Origin of the sequence: Janthinobacterium sp. P210006 (assembly GCF_036231885.1) — a bacterium.
GTDB classification, from domain to species: domain Bacteria; phylum Pseudomonadota; class Gammaproteobacteria; order Burkholderiales; family Burkholderiaceae_D; genus Janthinobacterium; species Janthinobacterium violaceinigrum.
On sequence record NZ_JAZARD010000005.1, the window covers coordinates 1 to 23,472 of the forward strand.

The window sequence follows — 23,472 nt, forward strand, 5'->3', positions numbered from 1 at the left end:
CGAACAGGACCGTGAAACAACTTTGCGCCGATGATAGTGCTGCAACCAGTGTGAAAGTAGGTTATCGTCAGGCTTGTTATTCGCAGTAGAGAAAAACCCCGTCAGCAATGGCGGGGTTTTTTTCGTCTGGCGGTTTGTTGCTGACGTTGATGCGGATACCGGATGATGCGCTTGCGCACTCATCCGACTTACGTCAGCTCCGATAACAGGCGAAAAAAAAGCAGCGCTGCACGCTGCCTTTGTCATCTAACGTCGCTTAACTTCCGCGATAAGTCGAATACGACCACGGCGATACCACCAGCGGCACGTGATAATTTTCATCGGTATGCGCAATGCCGAAGGCCAGGGTGACCAGGTCGATGAAGCGGGGCGTAGGCAAGTCGACGCCCTGGGCGGCGAAATAGTCGCCTGCGTTGAACACCAACTCGTACTGGCCCGCCTTCATGCTGTCGCCCTCCAGCAATGGCGTACTGCAGCGCCCGTCGCTATTGGTCATATCCATCTTCAATAACACTTTGCCTTCCGGCGCGACTGAAAACAGGGCTACCTTGACGCCGGCTCCCGGTTTGCCGTGGGCGATATCGAGTACATGCGTGCTGAGTTTTCCCATTTGCTATCCTGTATATAGGGTGAGTGAATGTGCTTATTGTGCAAATCATATACTGGCGACTGCGCCGGGCTATATGATTGGGCATATAGCCAACATTGTCCTCCTATAGGTGCGCCTCCGCATGAACAATTACGAACATTATCCACGCGACTTGATCGGCTATGGCCGCACGCCACCCCATCCGCAATGGCCGGGCAAGGCCCGCATCGCCCTGCAATTCGTCCTCAATTACGAGGAAGGAGCGGAAAACAGCGTGCTGCATGGCGATCCCGCCTCGGAAACGTTTTTATCGGAAATGATCGGTGCGGCCGCTTTTCCTGCGCGGCACCTGAGCATGGAGTCGATCTATGAATACGGCTCGCGCGCCGGGCTGTGGCGCTTGCTGCGCATGTTCGAGGAGCGGCGCCTGCCGCTGACCGTGTTTGGCGTCTCGATGGCCCTGAAGCGCAATCCGGAAGCCGTGGCTGCCTTCCAGGAACTAGGGCATGAAATCGCCTGCCACGGCTTGCGCTGGATTTCCTATCAAAACATGGATGAAGCGACGGAACGCGAACACATGCGCGAAGCCGTGCAGATCATCCGCGAATTGACGGGTTCCGCGCCGCAAGGCTGGTACACGGGGCGCGATTCGCCCAACACGCGCAAACTGGTGGTCGAGCATGGCGGTTTCCGCTACGACGCCGATTATTACGGCGATGATTTGCCCTTCTGGGACAAGGTGGCGTACACGGATGCGGCCGGCATGCCGGCCGTGCAGCCGCAGCTGATCGTGCCCTACACCCTGGACACGAACGATATGCGCTTTGCCGCCATGCAAGGTTTTAATTCGGGCACGCAGTTTTTTGATTATCTGAAGGATGCCTTCGATGTGCTGTACGCGGAAGGCGATCCGGACGGCTTGAATCAGCCGAAGATGCTGTCGGTGGGCTTGCATTGCCGGCTGGTGGGGCGCCCGGGACGCGCGGCGGCGCTGGCGCGCTTCCTCGACTATGTACAGGGCCATGAGCACGTATGGATCACGCGCCGCATCGATATCGCCGAACACTGGCATGCGACGCATCCGTTCCAGGTCTGAGTTTTATTGATATAGGATGATAAGTAAAATCAGTCTTTGCATATAGTTGTCTCATAAGCCGGTGTTAATCTCCTATACTGGGACTATACCGAGGCCAGCATGTCAGAACCGATCCGCTTTTATTACCGTGGTGCCGTACAGGAAGTACGCAACGCCGCCCCAACGCAGACTGTGTTGCAGCACCTGCGCGAGGATTTGCATTGCACGGGCACCAAGGAAGGCTGCGCCGAAGGCGATTGCGGCGCTTGCACGGTCGTCATCGGCAGCCTGGTGGATGGCCAGGTCGAGATGAAAGCCGTCAATGCCTGCATCCAGCTCACGCCCACCCTCGATGGCAAGGCCCTGTTCTCCGTGGAAGACTTGCAGCAGCCCGACGGCGCCCTGCATCCGGTGCAGCAGGCGATGGTCGAGTGCCACGGTTCCCAGTGCGGTTTTTGCACGCCCGGCTTTGTCATGTCCTTGTGGGGCATGTACCTGAAGAAAAACGGCGAGACACCCACGCGCTGCGAAATCGACGATACGCTGTCGGGCAATCTGTGCCGCTGCACGGGTTACCGCCCCATCATCGATGCTGCCAGGCGCATGGGCGAATTGCCCCATGTGACTTTCGACCGCGCTGCCTTGGCGCAGCAACTACAGGCGCTGCAGCGCGGCAGCGCGAGCACCTATGAACACGGGGGCCAGTACTTCCACGCGCCGCGCAGCATCGACGAACTGGTGGCGCTGCGCGCGGCAAAGCCGCAAGCCTGCCTGCTGGCCGGCTCCACCGACGTGGGCCTGTGGGTCACCAAGCAACTGCGCGACCTGGGTGACATCATTTATCTCGGCAACGTAGCAGCCCTGAAATCCATCGCCGTGGACGACGGCAAGCTGCACATCGGCGCCGGCGCCAGCCTCAACGATGCTTACGGGGCGCTGTGCCAGCATTACCCCAAGGAATTGTCGGAACTGTGGCAGCGTTTTGCTTCCTTGCCGATCCGTAATGCCGGCACCCTGGGCGGCAATGTGGCCAATGGTTCGCCCATCGGCGACTCGATGCCGTGGCTGATTGCGCTGGGCAGCGAGATCGTGCTGCGCGGCGCGGGCGGCCAGCGGATCATGCCGCTGGAAGACTTTTATCTCGGCTATCAGAAGAAAGACTTGCTGCCCGGCGAATTCGTCGAAGCCGTGCGCGTGCCCTTGCCGCGTGCCGGTGTGCATTTCCGTACGTATAAACTGGCCAAGCGTTTTGACCAGGATATTTCGGCCGTGTGCGCCGCGTTTGCCTTTGAGCTCGACGGCGAACGCATCGTCGATGCGCGCATCGCGTTTGGCGGCATGGCGGCCACGCCCCAGCGCGCGGCGCAGACGGAAGCGTTCCTGCGCGGACAAGCCTGGAGTGAGGAAAATCTGGTCATCGCCATGCGCTTGCTGGCCGACGATTACGCGCCGCTGTCCGACATGCGGGCCTCGACTGCCTACCGCATGACGACGGCGCAAAACCTGTTGCGCCGCTTCTGGCTGGAAACACGCCCCGGTGCGCCGCTGCTGCGCACTGCCGTCAACGCCTACGCTTGCCGCGCCTGAAAGGACCAGCATGAACCATCCTGCCACGCCCGAATTGCAAGCGGTCGCCTGGGCCGCCGTGGGCAACCCCAGCCCCCATGAGTCGGCGCAATTACATGTGCTGGGGCAAGCCACGTACACGGACGATATCGCCGAACTGCAAGGCACCTTGCATGCGGCGCTGGGCCTGTCGCAAAAGCCGCACGCGCGCATCACGGCCATGAATTTATCGGCAGTGCGCGCTGCGCAGGGTGTCGTCGCCGTCTATACGGCGCAGGACATTCCCGGCACCAATGATTGCGGTCCCATCATTCACGACGATCCCATCCTGGCCTTAGATCTGGTGCAATACGTAGGCCAGCCCATCTTCATCGTGGTGGCCGATACGCATGACCATGCACGCCGCGCCGCCCGCCTGGCGCAAGTGTCGTACGAGGAGTTGCCCGCGATCATGACCCCGCAGGCGGCCAAGGCGGCGCAATCGTATGTGCTGCCGCCCATGCACCTGGCGCGCGGCAACTGCCAGGCGGCATTCGAGAAGGCGCCGCATGTGGTCAAGGGCCAGCTGTATGTGGGCGGCCAGGAGCAGTTTTACCTGGAAGGACAGATTTCCTACGCGATTCCGAAGGAAGCGCAGGGCATGCTGGTGCTGTGTTCGACTCAGCATCCGAGCGAGATGCAGCATGTGGTGGCGCATGCGCTGGGCGTGCATTCGCATAACGTCACGGTCGAATGCCGGCGCATGGGCGGCGGTTTCGGCGGCAAGGAGTCGCAGTCGGCCCTGTGGGCGGCGGCCTCGGCCATCGCGGCGGCCAAGCTGAAGCGTCCCGTCAAGCTGCGCGCCGACCGCGACGACGACATGCTGGTGACGGGCAAGCGCCACTGTTTTTACTACGAGTACGAAGTGGGCTACGACGACGAGGGCCGTATCCTTGCCGCCAAGGTCGACATGACCACGCGCGCCGGCTATTCGGCCGACCTGTCCGGCCCCGTCGCCACGCGCGCCGTCTGCCACTTCGACAACACCTACTATTTGTCCGACGTGGATATCCACGCCGCCTGCGGCAAGACGAATACGCAGTCGAACACGGCCTTCCGGGGTTTCGGCGGGCCGCAGGGCGCCATTGCCATCGAGTATGTGATCGATGAAATCGCCCGCCACTTGCAACGCGATGCGCTCGATATCCGCTTGCTCAATTTCTATGGCCGCAACGATGCGGAAGGACGCAACGTCACGCCGTACGGGCAAAAAATCGTCGACAACGTGATCCATGAACTCGTTGCCGAACTGGAAGAGAGCAGCGATTACCGGGCGCGCCGCCGCGCCATCGATGCCTTTAATGAGGCCAGCCCGGTCTTGAAGAAGGGGCTGGCATTCACGCCGCTGAAATTCGGCATCGCCTTCAACGTCACGCATCTGAACCAGGCCGGCGCCCTCGTGCACGTGTACGTGGATGGTTCCGTGCTGGTCAACCATGGCGGAACGGAAATGGGGCAGGGCATCAATACCAAGGTCATGCAGGTGGTGGCGCACGAGCTTGGCCTGGGCCTGGAGCGGGTGCGGGCCACGGCCACCGACACCAGCAAGGTGGCGAACACGTCCGCTACGGCGGCGTCCACGGGCGCCGACCTGAACGGCAAGGCGGCGCAGGATGCGGCGCGCCAGATCCGTGAACGCCTGGCCGATTACGCGGTCAAACTGTACGGCGGCGTAGCGATTGACGTGCGCTTCTTCGACAACCATATTCACGTGCATGGTCACGTCGTGCCGTTTGCCGAACTGGTGCAGAAAGCGTATCTGGCGCGGGTGCAACTGTGGTCGGACGGTTTCTATGCCACGCCCGGCCTGTCGTGGGACGCGAAGACGATGACGGGCCATCCGTTTTCGTATTACGCGTATGGCGCGGCCGTGGCCGAAGTGGTGGTCGATACCCTGACGGGCGAATGGAAACTGCTGCGCGCGGACGCCTTGTACGATGCGGGACAATCGCTCAATCCCGCGATTGATCTGGGTCAGGTGGAAGGCGCCTTTATCCAGGGCATGGGCTGGCTGACGACGGAGCAGCTGTGGTGGAATGCGGCGGGCAAGCTGATGACGCATGCGCCATCGACGTATAAGATTCCCGGCATTTCCGATTGCCCCGAAGATTTTCGCGTCAAGCTGTTCCAGAATCGCAACGTGGAAGACAGTATCCACCGTTCGAAAGCCGTGGGCGAGCCGCCGCTGCTGTTGCCGTTTTCCGTGTTCTTTGCCATCCGCGACGCCATTTCCAGCGTGGGTCATCATGCCGTGCAGCCGCCGCTGAACGCCCCCGCGACCAGCGAGGAAATCCTCAAGGCGGTCATGGCCGTGCAGGCGGCCGGCGTGGCTGTCTAGGAGCAGACGATGAGCGACTGGCTGACAGCGATGGAGAACGACACGCAGGCATGCGTGCTGGTGACGGTCGCCCTGGTGGAAGGTTCCGGGCCGCGCGAGGCGGGCGCGAAGATGCGCGTCAGCCTCGATGGTCAGGTGGACACCATCGGCGGCGGCCACCTGGAATTGCGCGCCGTGGAAATCGCCAAGACCATGCTGGTCACGGGCGACACTCAGGCGCGGTTCGAGCGTTTTGCGCTGGGTCCCAGCCTGGGACAATGCTGCGGCGGCGTCGTCTACCTTGCCTTTGAGCCCGTCGACGCCAGGCTGGCGGCAGTGCTGCACGCCTTGCGCGAGCGGCGCCAGCAAGACAGCTGGCGGTTGACGGCGCTCGATGGCGAACCCGTCTCGGCGCTGTTCGATGCGGCGGGCAGCCTGATTGCCGGAACGGCGGCGCAGGCGCCCGACACGTTTTCACGCGAACGCGGTACGCATGTGGCGCAGGATGGTAGCGGCCGGCGCTGGCTGGTCGATCCCTGCCTGGCCCCGCGCGCGCACCTGACCTTGTTTGGGGCCGGCCACGTGGGTGCCGCTATCGTGCGCGCACTGGCCCACTTGCCCTGCAACGTGACCTGGGTGGATGAACGCGAAGACATGTTTCCCGCGCAACTACCGGATAATGTGCGCATCGCCGCCACCGACACACCCGAAGAATTCGTCGCCATGGCGCCGCCGGGCGGCAGCTATCTGGTCATGACGCATAGCCATGCGCTCGATCAGCGCTTGACGCAAGCCATCATGGAGCGCATGGACGCGGGCTGGTTCGGCCTGATCGGTTCGCAAACGAAACGCAAGCAGTTCGAGCACCGCCTGCAGGCGCGTGGTGTGCCGGACGAGCGCATCGCCGCCATGGTCTGCCCGATCGGCATGCCCGGCATCCGCAACAAGGCACCGGCCGTGATTGCCGCCTCCGTTGCCTGTCAGTTATTGATGGTGTGGGAGGAAGCCGCCGCGGCGGCCCTCGCTGCACCGCTGCGGCTGGTACCTGCCAGCGCGCCACCGCGGCGCAAGAAGCGCGCCGCCATTCATCCGTTATAGAAAGAAGTCATGCCGATTGTTCCTGCCACATTGCAAGCTTACCGTGCCAGCTTGCTGCACTTCCACGCCGATCCCGCTTTCACCGAGGAGGCGCACGCCTGGCATGCCGATGGCTTGCTGATCGTGGCCGATGGCAAGGTCGTGGCCGCCGGCGATTACGCGCAACTGCAGGCGACTTTGCCTCCCGGCACGCATATCGTCGATTACCGGGGCAAGCTGATCGTGCCAGGTTTCATCGATACCCACCTGCATTTTCCGCAGACGGAAATGATCGCCTCGCCCGCTCCGGGTTTGCTGCCGTGGCTGGAGACATATACGTTTCCTACCGAACGCGCGTTTGAAGACCCTGTCCACGCGCGCGACGTGGCCGAGTTTTTCCTTGATGAACTGCTGCGCTGCGGCACCACGACGGCCATGGTGTATGGCAGCGTGCATCCGCAATCGGTCGATGCTTTCTTTGGCGCCAGCGAGGCGCGCGGCTTGCGCATGGTGGCGGGCAAGGTCATGATGGACCGGAATTGCCCCGACTTCCTGCGCGACACGGCCGAGTCCGGCGCGCGCGAAAGCGAAGACCTGATCCAGCGCTGGCACAAGCGGGGCCGTTCGCTGTATGCGATCACGCCCCGTTTCGTACCGACGTCCACCAATGAACAGATGCACCTGGCGGGCGAGCTGGCGCGCGCCTATCCCGATACCTATCTGCAAACCCACGTGTCGGAGAACGAAGACGAGTGCCGCTGGGTGCGTGAATTGCATCCGCAGGCGCGCAGTTACCTCGACGTGTATGACCAGTACGGCATGCTGCGCCCGCGCGCCATGTTTGGCCATTGCATCTGGCTCGATGAGCGCGATCGCGCGCGCATGGCGGAAACGTCTTCGGCGGCCGCCATTTGTCCTACGTCAAACCTCTTCCTGGGCAGCGGCCTGTTCGATTTCGAGCGGGCCGATGCGGCAAGAGTGCTGCTGTCGCTGGCGACGGACGTGGGTGGCGGCACCTCGTTCTCGATGTTGCAAACCATGAACGAAGCCTATAAAGTAGCACGCTTGAAAGGCAGCTATCTGCCCGCCTTGCGCATGTTTTACCTGGCGACCCTGGGCGCTGCGCGGGCCATGCAACTGGAAGGCACCCTGGGCAATTTCACGGTTGGCACGGAAGCGGACTTCATCGTGCTGGATAAACAGTCGACGCCGCTGCTGGCGCGCCGCACGGCCGGCTGTCAAAGCCTGGAGGAATTGCTGTTTGCCTTTGCCTTGCTGGGCGACGACCGGGCCGTGGCTGCCACGTATTCGGGCGGCCAGTGCGTGCATGTGCGTGAGCAGGGCTGACCTACCCGTTTTTCCACACGAACCACCCTGAGCGAGAACGCGTATGCACAATAAACTCACCAGTCTGGCGCTTGGCGCCGCGCTGGCATTGACTGGAACGGCGCAGGCCGCCAAGATCGTTGCCTCTCCGTCTTCCAATGAAGCGGCCACGGCGCGCCATTTTGCCGCCCTGGTTGCGGGCGCGCAGCCAAAGACAGCCGAGTTGAGCCTGTTCTTTTCCATGATGCCCAAAGGCGGTGATCTGCATCACCATTACTCTGGTGCCATTTACGCCGAGCAATTCCTCGACTGGGTCGACAAGGAAAACTATTGCGTCAACAAGACGACCTACCGCATCGAAAGCAACAAGGAGGTGGTGGCAGCCGAGCGCGCCAAGCCGCCCGCGCAGCGTGGATGCCTGTCGTCCACGGAAGTGTTTGCCGATGCGGGCCTGTATGCGGAACTGCTGCAGCGCTGGTCGACCAAGGATTTCTACAACCATGGCGCCATGCAGACGCCGCCGGACCGGACCTTCTTCGATACCTTCGGCTACTTCGGTCCTGTCGCATCGAGCAACACGGCCGATGGCTTGAAAACCCTGAAGCAGCGCGCCATCGCGGAAAATCTGAGCTATATCGAAACGATTTTCGAGCTGTCGCCATTCGTGCAGAACGCGCAGTTCGACCAGCAGGTGCTGGCACCGGGCTTGACGCCGGCAGCGTTGCAAGCCGTGTTGGCCAACTGGACGGGCAGCCTGGAGCAGGATGCCGGCTTCCAGAAAAGCATCACGGCTTACAACGACAACGTGAACGCCAGCAGCGCCGGCATCGATGACGCCAATTTCACCATGCGTTACCAGGCGTATGTGCTGCGGTTCCTGTCGCCATCGCAAGTGTTCTCGTCCATGGTGGCCGCGTTCAAGGCAGCCAGCCTGAATCCGCTGCTGGTGGGCGTGAACATCGTGGGGCAGGAAAGCGTGAATGTGTCCATGCGCGACTACAGCCTGCACATGGAAATGTTCAAGTTCCTCAAAACAAAATATCCGAACGTCAAAATCGCCCTGCACGCGGGCGAACTGGCGCTGGGCATGGTGCCGCCGGAAGGCATGACGTTCCATATTGCCGAAGCCGTCGACGTGGCCGGCGCCAACCGGATTGGCCATGGCATGGATATCGCATACGAAAACAATGCGCTGGCGACCATGCAGAAGATGCGCGAACGGGGCATCCCCGTGGAAGTGAACCTGACCAGCAATGATTACATCCTTGGCATCAAGGGCCAGGCCCATCCGATTACCCTGTACCGCAAGTATGGCGTGCCCTTCGTGATCTCCACCGACGATGCGGGCGTGTCGCGCAATACCTTGTCGAATGAATACGTGCTGTTTGCCAGCCAGTACAAGACCGATTATGCGGAAATCAAAAAGCTGTCGTACAACAGCCTGCGGTACTCCTTCCTGGCGGAAGCGGATAAACAACGTTTGCTGAAAGCACTCGATGCCCGTTTCACCCGCTTTGAAGCGGACATTGCCGCCGCCGACCGGGGCGTTAAAGGCAGCAAACCGTAAGTTGCACGACGTTCAAAACTGATACTCTCAGGGCGGCCGGATCTTCCGGCCGTTTTCCATTCCCCGCAGCAAATCACCGCGATGTTGTTTTGCCAATTTTGTGGCAGCCATGCGACACAATTAACGGCAGATGCACGACTTTATCCAATTTCCTGGATGAATCAATTTCAAGTACATATTGCTCATTTATAATCTCGCGCCATAAGCCCGGACGCTGTCAGCACGATATCAATCCAGCGCGTTACCCCATGCTATTTATATTTTAAATATATAAATATGTAAAAAAAAACGTATTTGTCATCCATTTTTTGATGATGCATAGTGGGATGAGTGTGATATTAAAAAGTCACAATTCATATGAACGATATCGTATGAAGATGGGTATTAGCAGTAAATAAAGGTGAGATGCAGAGTGAAACAAACAGTCGCGCAACTAAATGACGACATTCCTCTGCATTTTGCCGCCGTGTCACAGTCTTGAAATATTTAACAATTACACTCGCGGCTTGCCATGTTCGCCGGGTAAGCCTGTCGGGTGAATGACACAGGAGCTAGCGCCCTGGGTCGTACGGATCGGTTGCAGTTTTTTCCGCCGTTATTGTCTGAATAGGAAGAGTTGTGATGTGTGGAGCGGCGTTTTGTGATGGTCTTGTCAGGACCGCAGCCAGTCCAGCCGGCGTAACAGTTGCAGCATCGTAAAGAGGAAATGTTGTGTTTGTGTTGCTGTGCGGCGCAGCCGGATGGTGGGCAATCCAGGATTTTCAAAAATAATAGTCTTTTCTGGGGTTAAAGATGATCAATCACAAGCGACTTCGGCTAACGCAAATCGCGTTCAGCCTGTCTATTGCACTGGCGGCGGCACCATCGTTCGCACAGAACACTACGTCTTCCATTGGCGGCCGTATCTCGGCTACCGACGGCAAGCCGGCAGCTGGCGCCACTGTTACCATCGTGCACACCGAATCGGGTTCCGTCAGCAATGTGACGACCGATGCGGAAGGCCGTTACGTCGCCCGCGGCTTGCGCGCTGGCGGTCCATACACCATCACCATCACCAAGAATGGTGAAGTTGAAAAACGCGAAGGCGTGTTCCTGGAATTGGCCGAAACGGCCAATGTGGACGCCACCCTAGGCGCCCAGATGCAAGTCGTGAACGTGACCGGTACGGGCGCACGCGCACAGATCTTTAACCGCAGCAATATGGGTGCCGGCACCAACATCGGCGCCAATGAGCTGGCCATGCAAGCGTCGATCCAGCGCAATCTGCAAGATTACGCCCGTTCCGACCCGCGTGTTTCGCAAACCGACAAAGAGCGCGGCGAATTGTCCGTTGCCGGTCAAAACTCGCGCTACAACTCGATGACCATCGATGGCGTGGCGGTGAACGACACCTTCGGCCTGGAATCGAACGGCAGCCCGACTGCCAAGCAACCGATTTCGATCGATGCCATCCAGTCCGTGCAAGTGAACGTCGCCAACTACGACGTGACGCAAAAAGGCTATACGGGCGCCAATATCAATGCCGTGACCAAGTCCGGTACCAATGAATTCAAGGGCAGCGTCTATTACGTGTTCCGTAATGACAAGATGGCCGGCGACCGCTATGACAACCTGAAAGACAGCTATTACGCGCCAGCGCCGTTCCGTGAAACGACGAAGGGTGTTTCCGTCGGCGGCCCGCTGATCAAGGACAAACTGTTCTTCTTCGCCAACAAGGAAAAGCTGGAAAGCACTCGCACTGCGCCAAACTTTGGTCCGATTGGCAGCTCGATGACGAACGTCGGCGTGACGGAATCGGCTATTGCCGGTGCACAAGCGATCGCTCAAAACACCTATAACCTTCCTATCGGCACCACGGCTGTGCCTGCTGACACGAAGTTGACGGTAGACGACGTCCTGCTGAAACTGGACTGGAACATCAACGACAACCATCGCGCGATGGTCCGTTACTCCAAAACCGATCAGTCCGAGCCGATGTTTACCGGTGTAACGGCTAGCGGCATCGCCCTGAACTCGGCCTGGCGTTCGCAAAACAAGTCGATCGAGACCATTGTCGGCCAGTGGTTTGCCGACTGGACGCCGAATTTCTCGACGGAATTCAAGGTATCGTCGCGCGACTATGAAAGTCTGCCGAAGAACAATTCGAATCTGCCGACCATGGCCCTGCAGTTTACGGGACCGACACCGGCTGGCACGCCTTCGAGCGTGTCGACCGGCAGCCGCTTCCTGAACTTCGGTACCGATCAGTCGTATCAGTACAATATCCTGCGTACCAAGACCAAGGATGCGTACCTGGGCGCTAACTGGGCATTGGGCGATCACGAAGTCAAGTTTGGCGCCGACTTCAGCAAGAATGATGTTTACAATGCCTTCTTGCAAAACGTAAACGGTAATTACACGTTCAACTGTACTAACAGTTCGGCCACCTACAAATATTCGTTCGGCAGCGTGGTGTGTAGCGGTGTGAATGCTTCGCCTGCAGCCTTGATCGAACAAGCCGTACTGGAAAACTTCCGTATCGGACGTCCTAGCTCGTACCAGGTTCAAGTGGCAGCTGCCGGTGGATCGCTGGAAAATGCGATTGCCGACTTCAGTCTGAAGAACTACGGCCTGTTTGTGCAAGATGTCTGGACTGTCAATAAAAACCTGACCTTGCAATATGGTGTACGTATCGACAAGGCTGGCATCAGCGATCGTCCACTGTATAACGCGGCGGCGGCGGCACCAACAATTGCCGGTAGCGTCGATCTGAGCAAACCACTGGGCGGCACGCAGCAAAGTGGCGGTTTTGGCCTGAACAATACGCAAACCATCGATGGTCAGACACTGTGGCAGCCACGCGTGGGCTTCAACTACAAGTTTGACAGTGCTCGTCCGACCCAGTTGCGCGGCGGTTTCGGCCTGTTCCAAGGCGCGGCAGCGACGGTCTGGATGTCGAATCCGTTTGCCAATCCTGGCGTGGCGACCCGTATCGTCGGTTGCGGCACCAGCGGCTTCAAGTCTTGCCCAACCGTTGGTGGCTTGTTCAATCCTGATCCGACCAAACAGCCGACGAACTTCCCTGACGCCGCGCCTGCGGCCAACGTGGACTTCCTGTCGTCCGATCTGCGTCAACCATCGATCTGGAAAGGCAATTTGGCATTCGAACATGAATTGCCATGGATGGGCCTGGTGTTTGGTGCGGAGTACCTGCGTACCCAGAACAAGGACGCTATTTACTATGAGCACCTGAATCTGGGACAAGCCACGCGTACCGGTACCGATGGCCGCAATCTGTACTACTCGGCCAATGCCTACAATCCATTGTGCTGGAGTGATGCCGGTGGTCTGACCACGTCGAGCAACGCTGTCTGTGGCGGTGCCGTTGCCAAGGCATTGAAAAATCCGAACTACAACAACGTTCTGATTGCCAAGAAAACGGATAAGGGCACGGGCAATCTGGTGACCCTGTCGGTCAGCCAGCCTATGACCAAAGGCTTTGGCTGGTCGGTAGCGTACACCTATACCGATGCAACGGAAGTCTCGCCGCTGACCTCGTCGGTGTCGAACTCCAACTTCAACGCCCGTTCGATTTTCAATCCGAATGAAAACATTGCAGCCAATTCCAGCTACCTGGTAAAAGACCGCTTCAATGCAGTGTTGAACTTCCAGAAGCGCTTCTTCGACAATTACAAGACGAGCTTCGGCCTGTTCTATGAAGGTCGCAAGGGCAAGCCATACAGCTGGACTGTTAACAATGACTTGAACGGCGATGGCGTAGCTGGCAATGACTTGCTGTACATTCCATCGAAACCAGGTTCGGGTGAAGTGGTCTTCCGTGGTGATACGGCAAGCAACCATGCCAACGAAGATCGCTTCTGGGCAGTTGTCAACGGGAATGCCGACCTGCGCAGTGCAGCCGGCAGCGTGACGCAGCGTAACAGCAGCTTCTCGCCATGGACCAACAGCTTCGACATGCGTGTCAGCCAGGAAGTCCCAGGCTTCTTCAAAGGTAACAAAGGCGTGTTCACGATGGACTTCTTCAACGTGGGCAACATGATCAACCGCAAGTGGGGCCGTATCAATGAAATGGCTTTCCGCTCGGCTGGTGGTCAAACCCGCAGCTTTGTTGACTTTGTCGGCCTCGATGACAAGGGCCGCTATATCTACCAAGTGCGTGACAAGGTGGATGACTACACCGTGCGTCAACAAAAGGGTGAGTCCCAATGGGCAATCCAGGCTACGGTCAAGTACGAGTTCTAATCTCGACGCTTGATTGAAGTTATAAACGGCTGGTGGCGACACCGGCCGTTTTTTCGTTTATGTTCTGTTTTCTTGTCATGCTCGGACGGGCTTGCGGCGCACGGCGTCCCCCCGGATGAGAACGCTTTTTTGAATACTGATAACCATGTGGGGACCATGAAACATCATCTGACACCATTGGCCGCCGCCGCGGCCCTGACCTTGCTGCTGGCCGCCTGCGCCACGCCTCCCGCACCGCCCGTCGATATCAACCTGGTCGCCCTGAACGATTTCCACGGCAACCTCGACCGCAGCAAATTCACGTACACGAGCGTTGCCGATGCCGAGCGCAAGACGGTGCAGGCGGGCGGCATCGATACCCTGTCCGGCGCATTGAAGGCATGGCGCCGCGAAGATGCGCAGCTGATTTTTGTCGGCAATGGCGACCTGGTCGGTGCCAGCCCTGCCATGTCGGCGCTGTGGGCCGATGAGCCCAGCATCGTGGCCATGAACATGCTGGGCATGAAGGCCAGTTCCGTCGGCAACCATGAATTTGACCAGGGCAAGGCGGAGTTGCTGCGCCAGCAGCACGGCGGCTGCGAGTCCTCGCGCGCCGACAAGGCGTGCAAGTTCACGCCCGATTTCAAGGGCGCCAGCTACACCTATATGGCGGCCAATGTGATCGATACGCAAACGGGCAAGTCCCTGCTGCCCGCCTACCGCATCGAAGAGGCGCATGGCGTCAAGGTGGGCTTGATCGGTGCCGTGCTGAAAGATACGCCGTCCGTCGTGACGGCTGCCGGCATTGCCGGCCTGCAGTTCGGCGACGAAGCGGACGCCATCAACGCCACCTTGCCGCAGCTGCGCGCGCAGGGCGTGGGCGTGTTCGTCGTGTTGCTGCACCAGGGCGGCGAGACGAAAGAAGCCGTCGACCAGCCCGATTGCAGCCACCTGAAGGGCGACGTGGTGGACGTGGTAAAACGCCTCGATCCGGCGATTCAGCTGGTCATCAGCGGCCATTCGCATCAAGGCTATTTGTGCCGCGTCGATGGCCGGCTGGTGACGCAAGCACAGATGGGCGGACACATGTTGACGCGCATCAAGCTCAAGGTCGATCCCGTCAAGAATGCCTTGATCGATGCCAGCGCACAAAACGTCGTCATGCTGCCGGGCATGTATGAACCGGACCCTGCCGTGGCAGCCTACCTGGAATCGGTGAAGCAGCGCAGCGCGCAAGAATTGTCGCGTCCCGTGGCCGCCATCGCCGTGCCGAACGTGGGCCGCAGCACCAAGGGCAGCGGCGCTTCCGCGCTGGGCGACCTGGTGGCCGACAGCACCCTGTTTGGCGCGCGCGCAGCCGGCGCGCAGATTGGCCTGATGAATAATGGCGGCATCCGCAAGGACCTGGAAGCGGGCGCCGACCTGATGACGAATGTGGGGCAGAACCAGGCCGTCGTACCATTCGGCAATACGCTGATCGTCGTCAGCCTGTCCGGCGCGCAAATCCGTACCTTGCTCGAGCAGCAATGGCCGGGCAGCGTAGCGGAGGACAACAATCTGCTGCAAGTGTCCGAAGGTTTTAGTTACCGCTGGGACAGCACGCAGCCGCAAGGCCAGCGCGTGCTGCCGGGCAGCATCATGCTCGATGGCAAGGTCATTGACGATAATCAACAATACCGTGTCGCCGCCAACAGTTTCCTCGCCGGCGGCGGCGACCGCTTTACCGTGCTGGCGGCCGGCACGCGCCGGCTCGACACGGGCGTGCGCGATATCGATGCCTTCAGCGATTACCTGATTGCCCGCGCGCGCGCCGGCAAGCCGGCCGGCAGCGCCACGGCGGCGGGCCGCATCGTGCGTGTCAAATAACACATTACAAGGAATAACCATGCGTCGCTTATTTGTTTCCGTATTACTTAGCAGCCTGTTCGCGGGCACGGCCCACGCCGATTTCACCATTCCCGGCTTTGAACTCGTGCACACGTCGCCCGTTGAAACCAGCTTGACGAATCCCGACCTGCGCGAACCCGTTGCCGTGTGGACTGAGCTGTTCGATGCGGCAAAAAAGGAAATCGTCATCGCTCAGTTCTATGCCGTCAGCAAGCCGGGCACGGCCTTCGAAAAAGTGCTGGCCAGCTTGACGGCCGCGGGCCAGCGCGGCGTCAAGATCCGCTTCCTGCTGGACCAGAAGGGCGTGGGCCTGTCGGAAGCGGCCACCATCGCCCAGATCAAGGCGATTCCGAACCTGGACTTGCGCCTCATCGATTTCAATAAAGTCACGGGCAATGGCATCGTGCACGCGAAATACCTGGCCGTCGATGGCCAGGTGGCGTATATCGGCAGTCAGAATTTTGACTGGCGCTCGTTCGAGCACATCCATGAAACGGGCTTGAAGATCACGGAGCCGGCCATGGTGAGCCAGGTGCAAGCCATCTTTGAGCAGGATTGGCAAGCCCAGGCGTTGACGTCGCAGGGCGGGCGCGCCACGGTGCTCAACAGCAAGGTCGTGCCCGCGAACTACGCGCAAAACGCTTTCCTGCTGGCCAGCCCGAATGCTTACAACCCGGTCGGCGTGGGCGACTCGGAAACGGGCTTGCCCGCCTTGCTGGCGGACGCGAAAAGCGAAGTGCGCATCCAGTTGCTCGATTATGCGCCGCTGTCCTACGGCCCGAACCGTACGCGTCCGTACTACGCCGTGATCGACAACGCCGTGCGCGCAGCCGCCCAGCGCGGTGTCAAGATCAAGCTGATGGTGTCCGCCTGGAATACGGAAGCGCCGGCCATAGCTTACCTGAAGAGTTTGGCCCTGGTGCCGAACGTGGAAATCCGCATCGTGACGATTCCTGCCGCCTCGACCGGTTTCATTCCGTTCGCGCGCGTGATCCACAGCAAGACCATGAGTATCGATGGCAAGCTGGCCTGGGTCGGCACGAGCAACTGGGCGGGCGGTTATTTCGACTTGTCGCGCAACCTGGAAGTGGTGCTGCGCAACGATGCCATGGCGCAGCGTATTGCCGCGCTGCATGAGCAGACGTGGAGCTCGGCGTACGCGCAGCCCATCGACATCAACAAACAGTATCCGAAGCCGGCGAAAGCGACGCCGCAAGGCAAGGAATAACGGTGAACATGAAGAAATTATTGAGTGTGCTGGCGCTGGGCGCCGCTTTCGCTTCCGGCAATGTGCTGGCCTGGGGCAACGACGGCCACCGCGCCGTGGGCGCCATCGCTGATCAATTGCTCAAGGGCAGCGCGGCACAGGCGCAGATCGCGGCCTTGCTGTTGCCTGGCGAAAGCCTGGAAAAGATCGCCAACTGGCCTGATTGCGTGAAAGGGACGTATTGCGGCCCCCAATCGCCGGAAATGCTCGCGTATGTGGCAGCCAACCCCAAGCATGGCGAATACCATTACACGAACGTGCCGTTCCAGAACGCGCACTACCACGACCATGGCGTGGGCACGGCCGACGACGATATCGTGCAGACGCTCAAGCAGGCGATCCTGGTATTGCAGGGCAAGGCAGATGCAGCCAGCAATCCGCATGGCTTCAGCCAGCGCGAAGCGCTGATCCTGATCACCCACCTGGTGGGCGATATCCACCAGCCTTTGCATGTGGGCAATGCGTTTGTGGGCAAGGATGGCCAGTTTTTCGTGCCCGCCACGCAGGCGCAGATCGACGACATCGCCATTTTCAATGCGCGGGGCGGCAACGACTTGCTGCTCGACGATGCAAAGATGACGGCGCTGTCCGATGCCGTGATCCCCGCGCCCCTGCCGGCGGAAGAGGGGGCGGCCAAGCCGGCCGGCAGCTATCCGAAGTCGCTCACCAAGCCTTTGCATTCGTACTGGGATACGACGGTGGTCGATTACGCCATGCGCCGCCTGAGCACGCGCACCCCGCAGCAGTTTGCCCGTACCGTGATCGCCGGCGCGCCCATGGTGAGCGGCAACAGCGGCGACCCCGTCACGTGGCCCTATCAGTGGGCCGATGCATCGCTGGCGGCGTCGAAGATGGCTTTCACCGATGTGGTGGCGGGTCCGGCCACGCAGCAGACCAGCCGCAAGGCCGAGGTCTACAATGTGTGGGCCTTGACGGTGCCAGATAACTATCCCGTGCCCAGCTCGGCGCTGGCCAAGCAGCAGCTGACCGAGGCGGGCTACCACCTGGCTGCCGTGCTGCAGGCGATCTGGCCGCAATAAGCAGGCCGCAACGAAATGAATGGAAAACGGCCTGCGGGCCGTTTTTTTACGCCAGGGTGACGGCAATCCCCATGTCGCGGTAGGGCGCGACCAGGGCGTCTTCCACGTCGCGGTGCACGATGATGTCGTTGACCTGGCTCAAGGGAGCAATTTGGAATGGCGAGGCCGTGTTGAATTTTTCCGGCGAAGCCAGCACGACGGTGCGGCTGGACGCCTCGCTCATGGCGCGTTTCACGCACGCTTCCTCGTAATCGCCCGTGGTGATGCCCGCTTGCGGATGCAGGCTGGCCACGCCCATGAAATACAGGTCGGCGCGGATGCGGCCGACGGCTTCCACGGTAGCCGCGCCGACGCCCACGATCGAGTGCTTGTACAGGCGCCCGCCCAGCATCAGGACCTCGATCGACGGGTGGTTGACCAGCTCGACGGCAATCGACGGGCTGTGCGTGACGATCGTGGCGTGCAGCTCGCGCGGCAACTGGCGCGCCAGTTGCACGGCCGTCGTGCCGCCATCGAGAAACACCACCTGCCCCGTTTGTATCATGGCGCCGGCCGCCCGGCCGATGGCGGGCTTGGCTTGCGGCGAAATCTGCTCGCGGGCCGCAAACGGCACCAGCGCGGGCGAGCGGGACAGCAAGGGCAGGGCGCCGCCGTGCACGCGCTCCAGCAAGCCTTCCTTGGCCAGCTCGCGCAGGTCGCGCCGTATCGTGTCTTCCGACAAGCCCAGGGTGTCGCTGACGGCCTTGGCGACGAGCTGGCCTTCGCGCTGCAGCAAGTCCAGCAGGTATTGTTTGCGTTGCTGTGTGAGCATGATTTATCTCGTTAATTCTTGATATTGCACGAGTTTGCATGATAAAGTCGGCGAAGGCAAGCATATGCAGACACAAGGAGACACTATGCGTGAAGAAAGTACGAAGCAGGAACGGGTCCGCATCCAGCAGGTGCAGACCCTGTCGCACGACTGGTATCTATTGCAGAAAACCACGTTCGACTATCTGCGCCACGACGGCCAGTGGCAGACGCAGACGCGGGAAACCTACGACCGCGGCGATGGCGCCACCATCCTGCTTTACAACAAAATCAGGCGCACGGTGATCCTGATCCGCCAGTTCCGCTTTCCCACGTATCGCGCAGGCCATGACGGCTTCCTGATCGAGACGGCGGCCGGCTTGCTGGAAGAAGCCAGCCCGGAACAGCGCATCCGCGCCGAGGTGGAAGAGGAAACCGGTTACCGCGTGGGCCAGGTGCACAAGGTGTTCGACGCCTTCATGAGTCCCGGTTCCGTGACGGAACGCGTGCATTTCTTCGTGGCGGAATACGATCCGGCCAGCCGCATCGGCGACGGCGGCGGCCTCGTGCATGAAGGCGAGGATATCGAAGTGCTGGAGCTGCCCCTGGCGCAGGCGCTGCAGATGGTGGCCGATGGCCGCATCTGCGACGGCAAGACCATCATGCTGCTGCAGCATGCGCAGCTGCACCTGATGCCGCGCAAGCGGGGGCTGCAGATTTTAGTGGCTGGACCGTATCGTTCCGGCACGGGCGACGATCCCGCCTTGATGGCGGCGAATGTGGCGGCCATGCAAGCCGTCTGCCTGCCCTTGTACGCAGCCGGCCACATGCCCGTGCTCGGTGAATGGCTGGCCTTGCCCATGCTGGCGCTGGCCGGCTCCACCCGGGTGGGCGATGCCGTGTATGAAGACTTGTTCCACACGCACGCGACGCGTCTATTGAGCCATTGCGATGCCGTGCTGCGTATCGGCGGCGCGTCCCAGGGCGCCGACCAGATGGTGGCCGTGGCGCGCAGCCTGGGGCTGGCCGTGTATTTCTCGCTGGACGAGATTGCACAGGCGTAAAAAAAGCGAAGCCTGCGGGCTTCGTTTTTTTTTTGCGTCAAGTCAACGCCAGGCTTAACGGGACTTCACAAATGGAATACCGATGGCTTTCGGTGCGACCGATTTGGCCATCAGGCCCGCCAGCACGATCACCGTGACCACATACGGCACCATCTGGATCAGCGAACCGGGGATGCGGCCGACAACGGGCAAGTCCACGCCTTCGATCTGGATCTGGATGGCGGCAAAGAAGCCGAACATCAGACAGCCGAGGAAGGTATAGACAGGGCGCCAGTTGCCGAACACCATGGCCGTCAGGGCCAGGTAGCCGGCGCCGGCCGACATGTCGCGCAGGAAGAAGCCGCTTTGCACGATGGCGAGGTAGGCACCCGAGAACGAGCACAGGATGCCGGCCACCAGCATGGCCAGGTAGCGCGTCGCTTCCACGCTCACGCCGGCCGAGTCGGCCGCATGCGGGTTTTCGCCGCAGGCGCGCAGGCGCAGGCCGAAGCGCGTGTGGTACAGCAGCCAGTGCACGAGCGGGATCAGGAGGAAGGCGACATACACGAGGATGGAATGGCCGCCGATCAGATGGGCATACACCCAGCCGATGAAGGGGATATGTTCCACATATTGCGTGCCCGGCAAGACCACGTCGAACAGCCGCGCCGAACCGAGGTCGGGCGTACGGCCGCCTTGCTGGAAGAAAAATTGCGCCAGCACAAACGTCAGTCCGCTCATGGCGATGTTGATCGCCATGCCGGCCACCAACTGGTTGCCTTTTTGTGTGATGCTGACATACGCTTGCAGCAGGGCCAGGGCGACGCACACGAGCATGCCGGCAGCCATGCCGTAATACGGGCTTTGCGTCGTGTAGGCCACGGCGGCGGACGCGAAGGCGCTGGCCAGGATCTTGCCTTCCAGGCCGATGTCGATCATGCCGCTGCGTTCGGCAAACAGGCCGGCCATGGCGGCAAAGATCAGGACGGGCGCATTGCGCACGGTCGATACCAGGATGCTGGCGAATTGAAAGTCGTCGAGTGTCATGGTGTTAGCCTTTGGTGCGCTTGAGCAGGGCGGAAATGGCCGGTGCGTAGAAGTTTTCCATGGCGCCGCAGAACAGGATGATCAAGCCCTGGATGAAAATGAAAGTTTCCGTTGGGATATTCGGTTTTTCAAGCGACAGGTCGAAGCCGCCCTGGATCAGCGCGCCGAACAGCACGGCCGACAGGAAGATGCCGACCGGATGCTGGCGGCCCATCAGGGCGATGGCGATGCCGATGAAGCCGGCGCCGCCCACGAAGTTCAGCGACAGGTAGTGCGTCGAACCCATGATGGAATTGACGGAACCGAGGCCCGCCAGCGCGCCCGAGATCAGCATGACGATGATGATCATCTTGCTGATCGACACGCCCGCATAGTGGGCCGCATGCTTGTTGAGGCCCGTGGCGCGTAGCTTGAAGCCCCACGACGAGCGCCAGACCATCACGCCATAGATCACCAGCGCAGCGATTGCCAGGATAAAGCTGATGTTCAGCGGCGTGTCGCCCAGCGACGGGAACCAGGTGGAGAGGCGCGGCATTTCGCCGCTTTCCGCAAACACGCGGCTGGCCGTATTCTGCTCGCCCGGCGGAATCAGGTACTTCACGATGATGAAGTTCATCAGGCTGGCGGCGATGAAGTTGAACATGATGGTGGTGACCACGATGTGGCTGCCCCGTTTGGCTTGCAGGTAGCCGGGCAGGAAACCCCACAGGGCGCCGAACAGGGCCGCGCCGATCATGGCGGCCGGAATCAGGAGCCAGGCGGGCAGGGTCTGGTCGAAGGCCAGCATGGCGACAGTCAAGCCCAGGCCGCCGATATACATCTGGCCTTCGGAACCGATATTGAACAGCCCGGCCTGCATCGCCACGGACACGGACAGGCCCGTGAAAATGAAGGTGCTGGCGTAGAACAGGGTGTAGCTCAAGCCTTCCGGATTGAGGATGGCGCTGTGGACGAGGATCGACAGCGATTCGGCCGGGTCTTCGCCCAGCATATAGATCACCAGGGCTGCGACCAGCAAGGCCGACAGCAGGTTTAACATGGGCATGACAAAGGCTGTCGCCCAGCGTGGCAAGTCGTTATTCATGATTTGTGCATTCCCCCCATCAACAGACCGATGCGGGTGGTATCGAATTCTTCAATTTTCAGTTCGCCGGTGATGCGTCCGCCGCACATGACGAGAATGCGGTCGGCCAGCGCCCGCACTTCTTCCAGTTCGACGGAGACCAGCAGGATCGCCACGCCCGCGTCGCGCAGGGCCAGCAATTGCGTATGGATGCTTTCGATGGTGCCGATGTCGACGCCGCGCGTGGGCTGGCCCACCAGCATCAGTTTCGGCTTGGCCAGCACTTCGCGCGCGATCACCACCTTTTGCTGGTTACCGCCCGACAGCAGGCCGATGCGCAGATCCGGATTGGCCGGACGCACGTCGAAGGCTTTCAGCAATTCCGCGCAGCGGGCGCCGATGGCCTTGAAGTTGAACAAGCCCCAGCGGTTTTTCAGGCGGTCCTGGTAGCCGAGGATGGTGTTCTGCATGACGGAGAAATTCTTCACCACGCCATCGCGCAAGCGGTCTTCCGGAATGTGGGCGATGCCCAGGTCGCGGAAGGCCAGCGGCAAGCCGTCAGCATCGTGGCGCTTGGCAAACGGCAAGTCCTTGCCCTGGAAGCGCAAGGTGCCCGAGGTGGGCAGGCGCATGCCCGACAGGATTTCCAGCAACTCGCTCTGGCCATTGCCCGACACCCCCGCGATGGCGACGATTTCGCCGGCCCGCAAGTTGAAGCCTATGTCGGCCAGCAATTTGACCTGTTGCTCGTCGGCCAGTTGCAGCCCATCGACTTCCAGCACCGTGGCGCCCGGATTGTACGGTGCGCGGGGCAGATGACTCTGGATGGGGCGGCCCACCATCATGTTGGCCAGCTCTTCCTTCGAGGTGCCGTTTGTCGCCACGGCGCCCACCACCGTGCCGCCGCGCATGACGGTGACGTTGTCGGTGATTTCCAGGATCTCTTGCAGCTTGTGCGTGATCAGGATGATGGTCTTGCCCTGTTCCTTGAACAGGCGCAGGATTTCAAACAGGGACGCCGTTTCCTGGGCCGTCAGCACGGCTGTCGGCTCGTCGAGGATCAGGATATTGGCGCTGCGGTAAATCTGCTTGAGAATTTCCACGCGCTGCTGCGCACCGACGGACAGGTCTTCGATCTTCGCCAGCGGGTCGACGTCGAGGCGGTAGCGCGCGCAAATCTCGCGCAATTTGGCTTCCGCTTCCGTACGGTGGCTGGCCAGGCGAAAACCGCCTTCCGTGCCCAGCATGATATTGTCGAGGACGGTAAAGTTCTCGACCAGCATGAAGTGCTGGTGCACCATGCCGATGCCGAGGTTGATCGCTTCCTGGCTGTTGCGGATAGGCTGTACTTTTCCGTCGAGCAGGATTTCCCCGCCGTCGGCACGGTAGTAGCCGTACAGGATGCTCATCAAGGTCGATTTGCCGGCGCCGTTTTCCCCCACCAGGCCGTGGATACTGCCCTTGGCGATGGAGAAACTGACGTCGGCGTTCGCCTTCACATGTCCAAACTGCTTGGAAATGCTGCGAAATTCTACTGCTGGCTGCATAGGTTCATAACT

15 protein-coding genes and 1 pseudogene are annotated in these 23,472 nt (G+C 60.5%); 11 read left to right on the top strand and 5 right to left on the bottom strand.

The window, feature by feature from the left end; genetic code table 11:
* Positions 1–256: 256 nt before the first annotated feature.
* The gene (gene uraH / locus VPH41_RS23375) at positions 257–610 is read right to left on the bottom strand and encodes a hydroxyisourate hydrolase (RefSeq protein ID WP_287775697.1); all 354 of its coding nucleotides are present in this window, start codon (positions 608–610) and stop codon (positions 257–259) included.
* 121 nt (positions 611–731) lie between these two features.
* Here uraH and puuE point away from each other — a divergent pair, with 121 nt between their 5' ends.
* The 10 genes from puuE to VPH41_RS23425 all read left to right on the top strand — a co-directional run bounded on the left by puuE (position 732) and on the right by VPH41_RS23425 (position 17,971).
* A complete protein-coding gene (gene puuE / locus VPH41_RS23380; protein WP_328571669.1) occupies positions 732–1,685 on the top strand; it encodes an allantoinase PuuE in 954 nt (317 codons plus the stop codon).
* A gap of 99 nt (positions 1,686–1,784) precedes the next feature.
* A complete protein-coding gene (gene xdhA, locus VPH41_RS23385; RefSeq protein ID WP_328571670.1) occupies positions 1,785–3,251 on the top strand; it encodes a xanthine dehydrogenase small subunit in 1,467 nt (488 codons plus the stop codon).
* A gap of 10 nt (positions 3,252–3,261) precedes the next feature.
* Positions 3,262–5,607, top strand: coding sequence for a xanthine dehydrogenase molybdopterin binding subunit (gene xdhB, locus VPH41_RS23390; protein ID WP_328571671.1), 2,346 nt, complete (start codon positions 3,262–3,264; stop codon positions 5,605–5,607).
* A 9-nt stretch (positions 5,608–5,616) separates the two neighbouring features.
* Positions 5,617–6,684, top strand: a complete 1,068-nt coding sequence (gene xdhC / locus VPH41_RS23395; RefSeq protein WP_328571672.1) for a xanthine dehydrogenase accessory protein XdhC — start codon at positions 5,617–5,619, stop codon at positions 6,682–6,684.
* Positions 6,685–6,693: 9 nt separating this feature from the next.
* Positions 6,694–8,010, top strand: coding sequence for a guanine deaminase (gene guaD, locus VPH41_RS23400; protein ID WP_328571673.1), 1,317 nt, complete (start codon positions 6,694–6,696; stop codon positions 8,008–8,010).
* Positions 8,011–8,053: 43 nt separating this feature from the next.
* Positions 8,054–9,556 carry an adenosine deaminase family protein gene (locus VPH41_RS23405; protein ID WP_328571674.1) on the top strand — a complete coding sequence of 501 codons (1,503 nt, stop codon included), beginning with the start codon at positions 8,054–8,056 and terminating at the stop codon, positions 9,554–9,556.
* 792 nt (positions 9,557–10,348) lie between these two features.
* Positions 10,349–13,798 (top strand): TonB-dependent receptor, encoded by a 3,450-nt coding sequence (locus VPH41_RS23410; RefSeq protein ID WP_328571675.1) that lies wholly within the window; start codon positions 10,349–10,351, stop codon positions 13,796–13,798.
* A gap of 156 nt (positions 13,799–13,954) precedes the next feature.
* Positions 13,955–15,643, top strand: a complete 1,689-nt coding sequence (locus tag VPH41_RS23415) for a bifunctional metallophosphatase/5'-nucleotidase (RefSeq protein WP_328571676.1) — start codon at positions 13,955–13,957, stop codon at positions 15,641–15,643.
* Between the two features lie 19 nt (positions 15,644–15,662).
* Positions 15,663–16,892, top strand: a complete 1,230-nt coding sequence (locus tag VPH41_RS23420; protein WP_328571677.1) for a phospholipase D-like domain-containing protein — start codon at positions 15,663–15,665, stop codon at positions 16,890–16,892.
* Between the two features lie 8 nt (positions 16,893–16,900).
* Positions 16,901–17,971, top strand: a complete 1,071-nt coding sequence (locus VPH41_RS23425; RefSeq protein ID WP_328571678.1) for a S1/P1 nuclease — start codon at positions 16,901–16,903, stop codon at positions 17,969–17,971.
* 46 nt (positions 17,972–18,017) lie between these two features.
* Here the strand turns inward: VPH41_RS23425 and VPH41_RS23430 are convergent, their stop codons facing one another.
* Positions 18,018–18,782 carry a DeoR/GlpR family DNA-binding transcription regulator gene (locus VPH41_RS23430; RefSeq protein ID WP_152256609.1) on the bottom strand — a complete coding sequence of 255 codons (765 nt, stop codon included), beginning with the start codon at positions 18,780–18,782 and terminating at the stop codon, positions 18,018–18,020.
* 85 nt (positions 18,783–18,867) lie between these two features.
* Here VPH41_RS23430 and VPH41_RS23435 point away from each other — a divergent pair.
* Positions 18,868–19,452: pseudogene (locus VPH41_RS23435) on the top strand (NUDIX domain-containing protein); the annotation flags it as partial.
* A 426-nt stretch (positions 19,453–19,878) separates the two neighbouring features.
* On the opposite strand, the gene VPH41_RS23440 reads toward VPH41_RS23435, so the two are convergent.
* The 3 genes from VPH41_RS23440 to VPH41_RS23450 are packed head-to-tail and all read right to left on the bottom strand — an operon-like array spanning position 19,879 to position 23,460.
* Positions 19,879–20,850 carry an ABC transporter permease gene (locus VPH41_RS23440; protein WP_328571679.1) on the bottom strand — a complete coding sequence of 324 codons (972 nt, stop codon included), beginning with the start codon at positions 20,848–20,850 and terminating at the stop codon, positions 19,879–19,881.
* Positions 20,851–20,854: 4 nt separating this feature from the next.
* Entirely contained in the window at positions 20,855–21,934 is a 1,080-nt protein-coding gene (locus VPH41_RS23445; protein ID WP_034754518.1) for an ABC transporter permease, read from the bottom strand.
* The gene (locus VPH41_RS23450; protein WP_328571680.1) at positions 21,931–23,460 is read right to left on the bottom strand and encodes an ABC transporter ATP-binding protein; all 1,530 of its coding nucleotides are present in this window, start codon (positions 23,458–23,460) and stop codon (positions 21,931–21,933) included. Before VPH41_RS23450 ends, VPH41_RS23445 begins: the two co-directional genes overlap by 4 nt.
* Positions 23,461–23,472: the final 12 nt, after the last annotated feature.

Bases quoted from the DNA above. Each gene is read 5' to 3' on its own strand.
- uraH (WP_287775697.1), bottom strand. From the start codon at position 610: ATGGGAAAACTCAGCACGCATGTACTCGATATCGCCCACGGCAAACCG.
- puuE (WP_328571669.1), top strand. From the start codon at position 732: ATGAACAATTACGAACATTATCCACGCGACTTGATCGGCTATGGCCGC.
- xdhA (WP_328571670.1), top strand. From the start codon at position 1,785: ATGTCAGAACCGATCCGCTTTTATTACCGTGGTGCCGTACAGGAAGTA.
- xdhB (WP_328571671.1), top strand. From the start codon at position 3,262: ATGAACCATCCTGCCACGCCCGAATTGCAAGCGGTCGCCTGGGCCGCC.
- xdhC (WP_328571672.1), top strand. From the start codon at position 5,617: ATGAGCGACTGGCTGACAGCGATGGAGAACGACACGCAGGCATGCGTG.
- guaD (WP_328571673.1), top strand. From the start codon at position 6,694: ATGCCGATTGTTCCTGCCACATTGCAAGCTTACCGTGCCAGCTTGCTG.
- VPH41_RS23405 (WP_328571674.1), top strand. From the start codon at position 8,054: ATGCACAATAAACTCACCAGTCTGGCGCTTGGCGCCGCGCTGGCATTG.
- VPH41_RS23410 (WP_328571675.1), top strand. From the start codon at position 10,349: ATGATCAATCACAAGCGACTTCGGCTAACGCAAATCGCGTTCAGCCTG.
- VPH41_RS23415 (WP_328571676.1), top strand. From the start codon at position 13,955: ATGAAACATCATCTGACACCATTGGCCGCCGCCGCGGCCCTGACCTTG.
- VPH41_RS23420 (WP_328571677.1), top strand. From the start codon at position 15,663: ATGCGTCGCTTATTTGTTTCCGTATTACTTAGCAGCCTGTTCGCGGGC.
- VPH41_RS23425 (WP_328571678.1), top strand. From the start codon at position 16,901: ATGAAGAAATTATTGAGTGTGCTGGCGCTGGGCGCCGCTTTCGCTTCC.
- VPH41_RS23430 (WP_152256609.1), bottom strand. From the start codon at position 18,782: ATGCTCACACAGCAACGCAAACAATACCTGCTGGACTTGCTGCAGCGC.
- VPH41_RS23440 (WP_328571679.1), bottom strand. From the start codon at position 20,850: ATGACACTCGACGACTTTCAATTCGCCAGCATCCTGGTATCGACCGTG.
- VPH41_RS23445 (WP_034754518.1), bottom strand. From the start codon at position 21,934: ATGAATAACGACTTGCCACGCTGGGCGACAGCCTTTGTCATGCCCATG.
- VPH41_RS23450 (WP_328571680.1), bottom strand. From the start codon at position 23,460: ATGCAGCCAGCAGTAGAATTTCGCAGCATTTCCAAGCAGTTTGGACAT.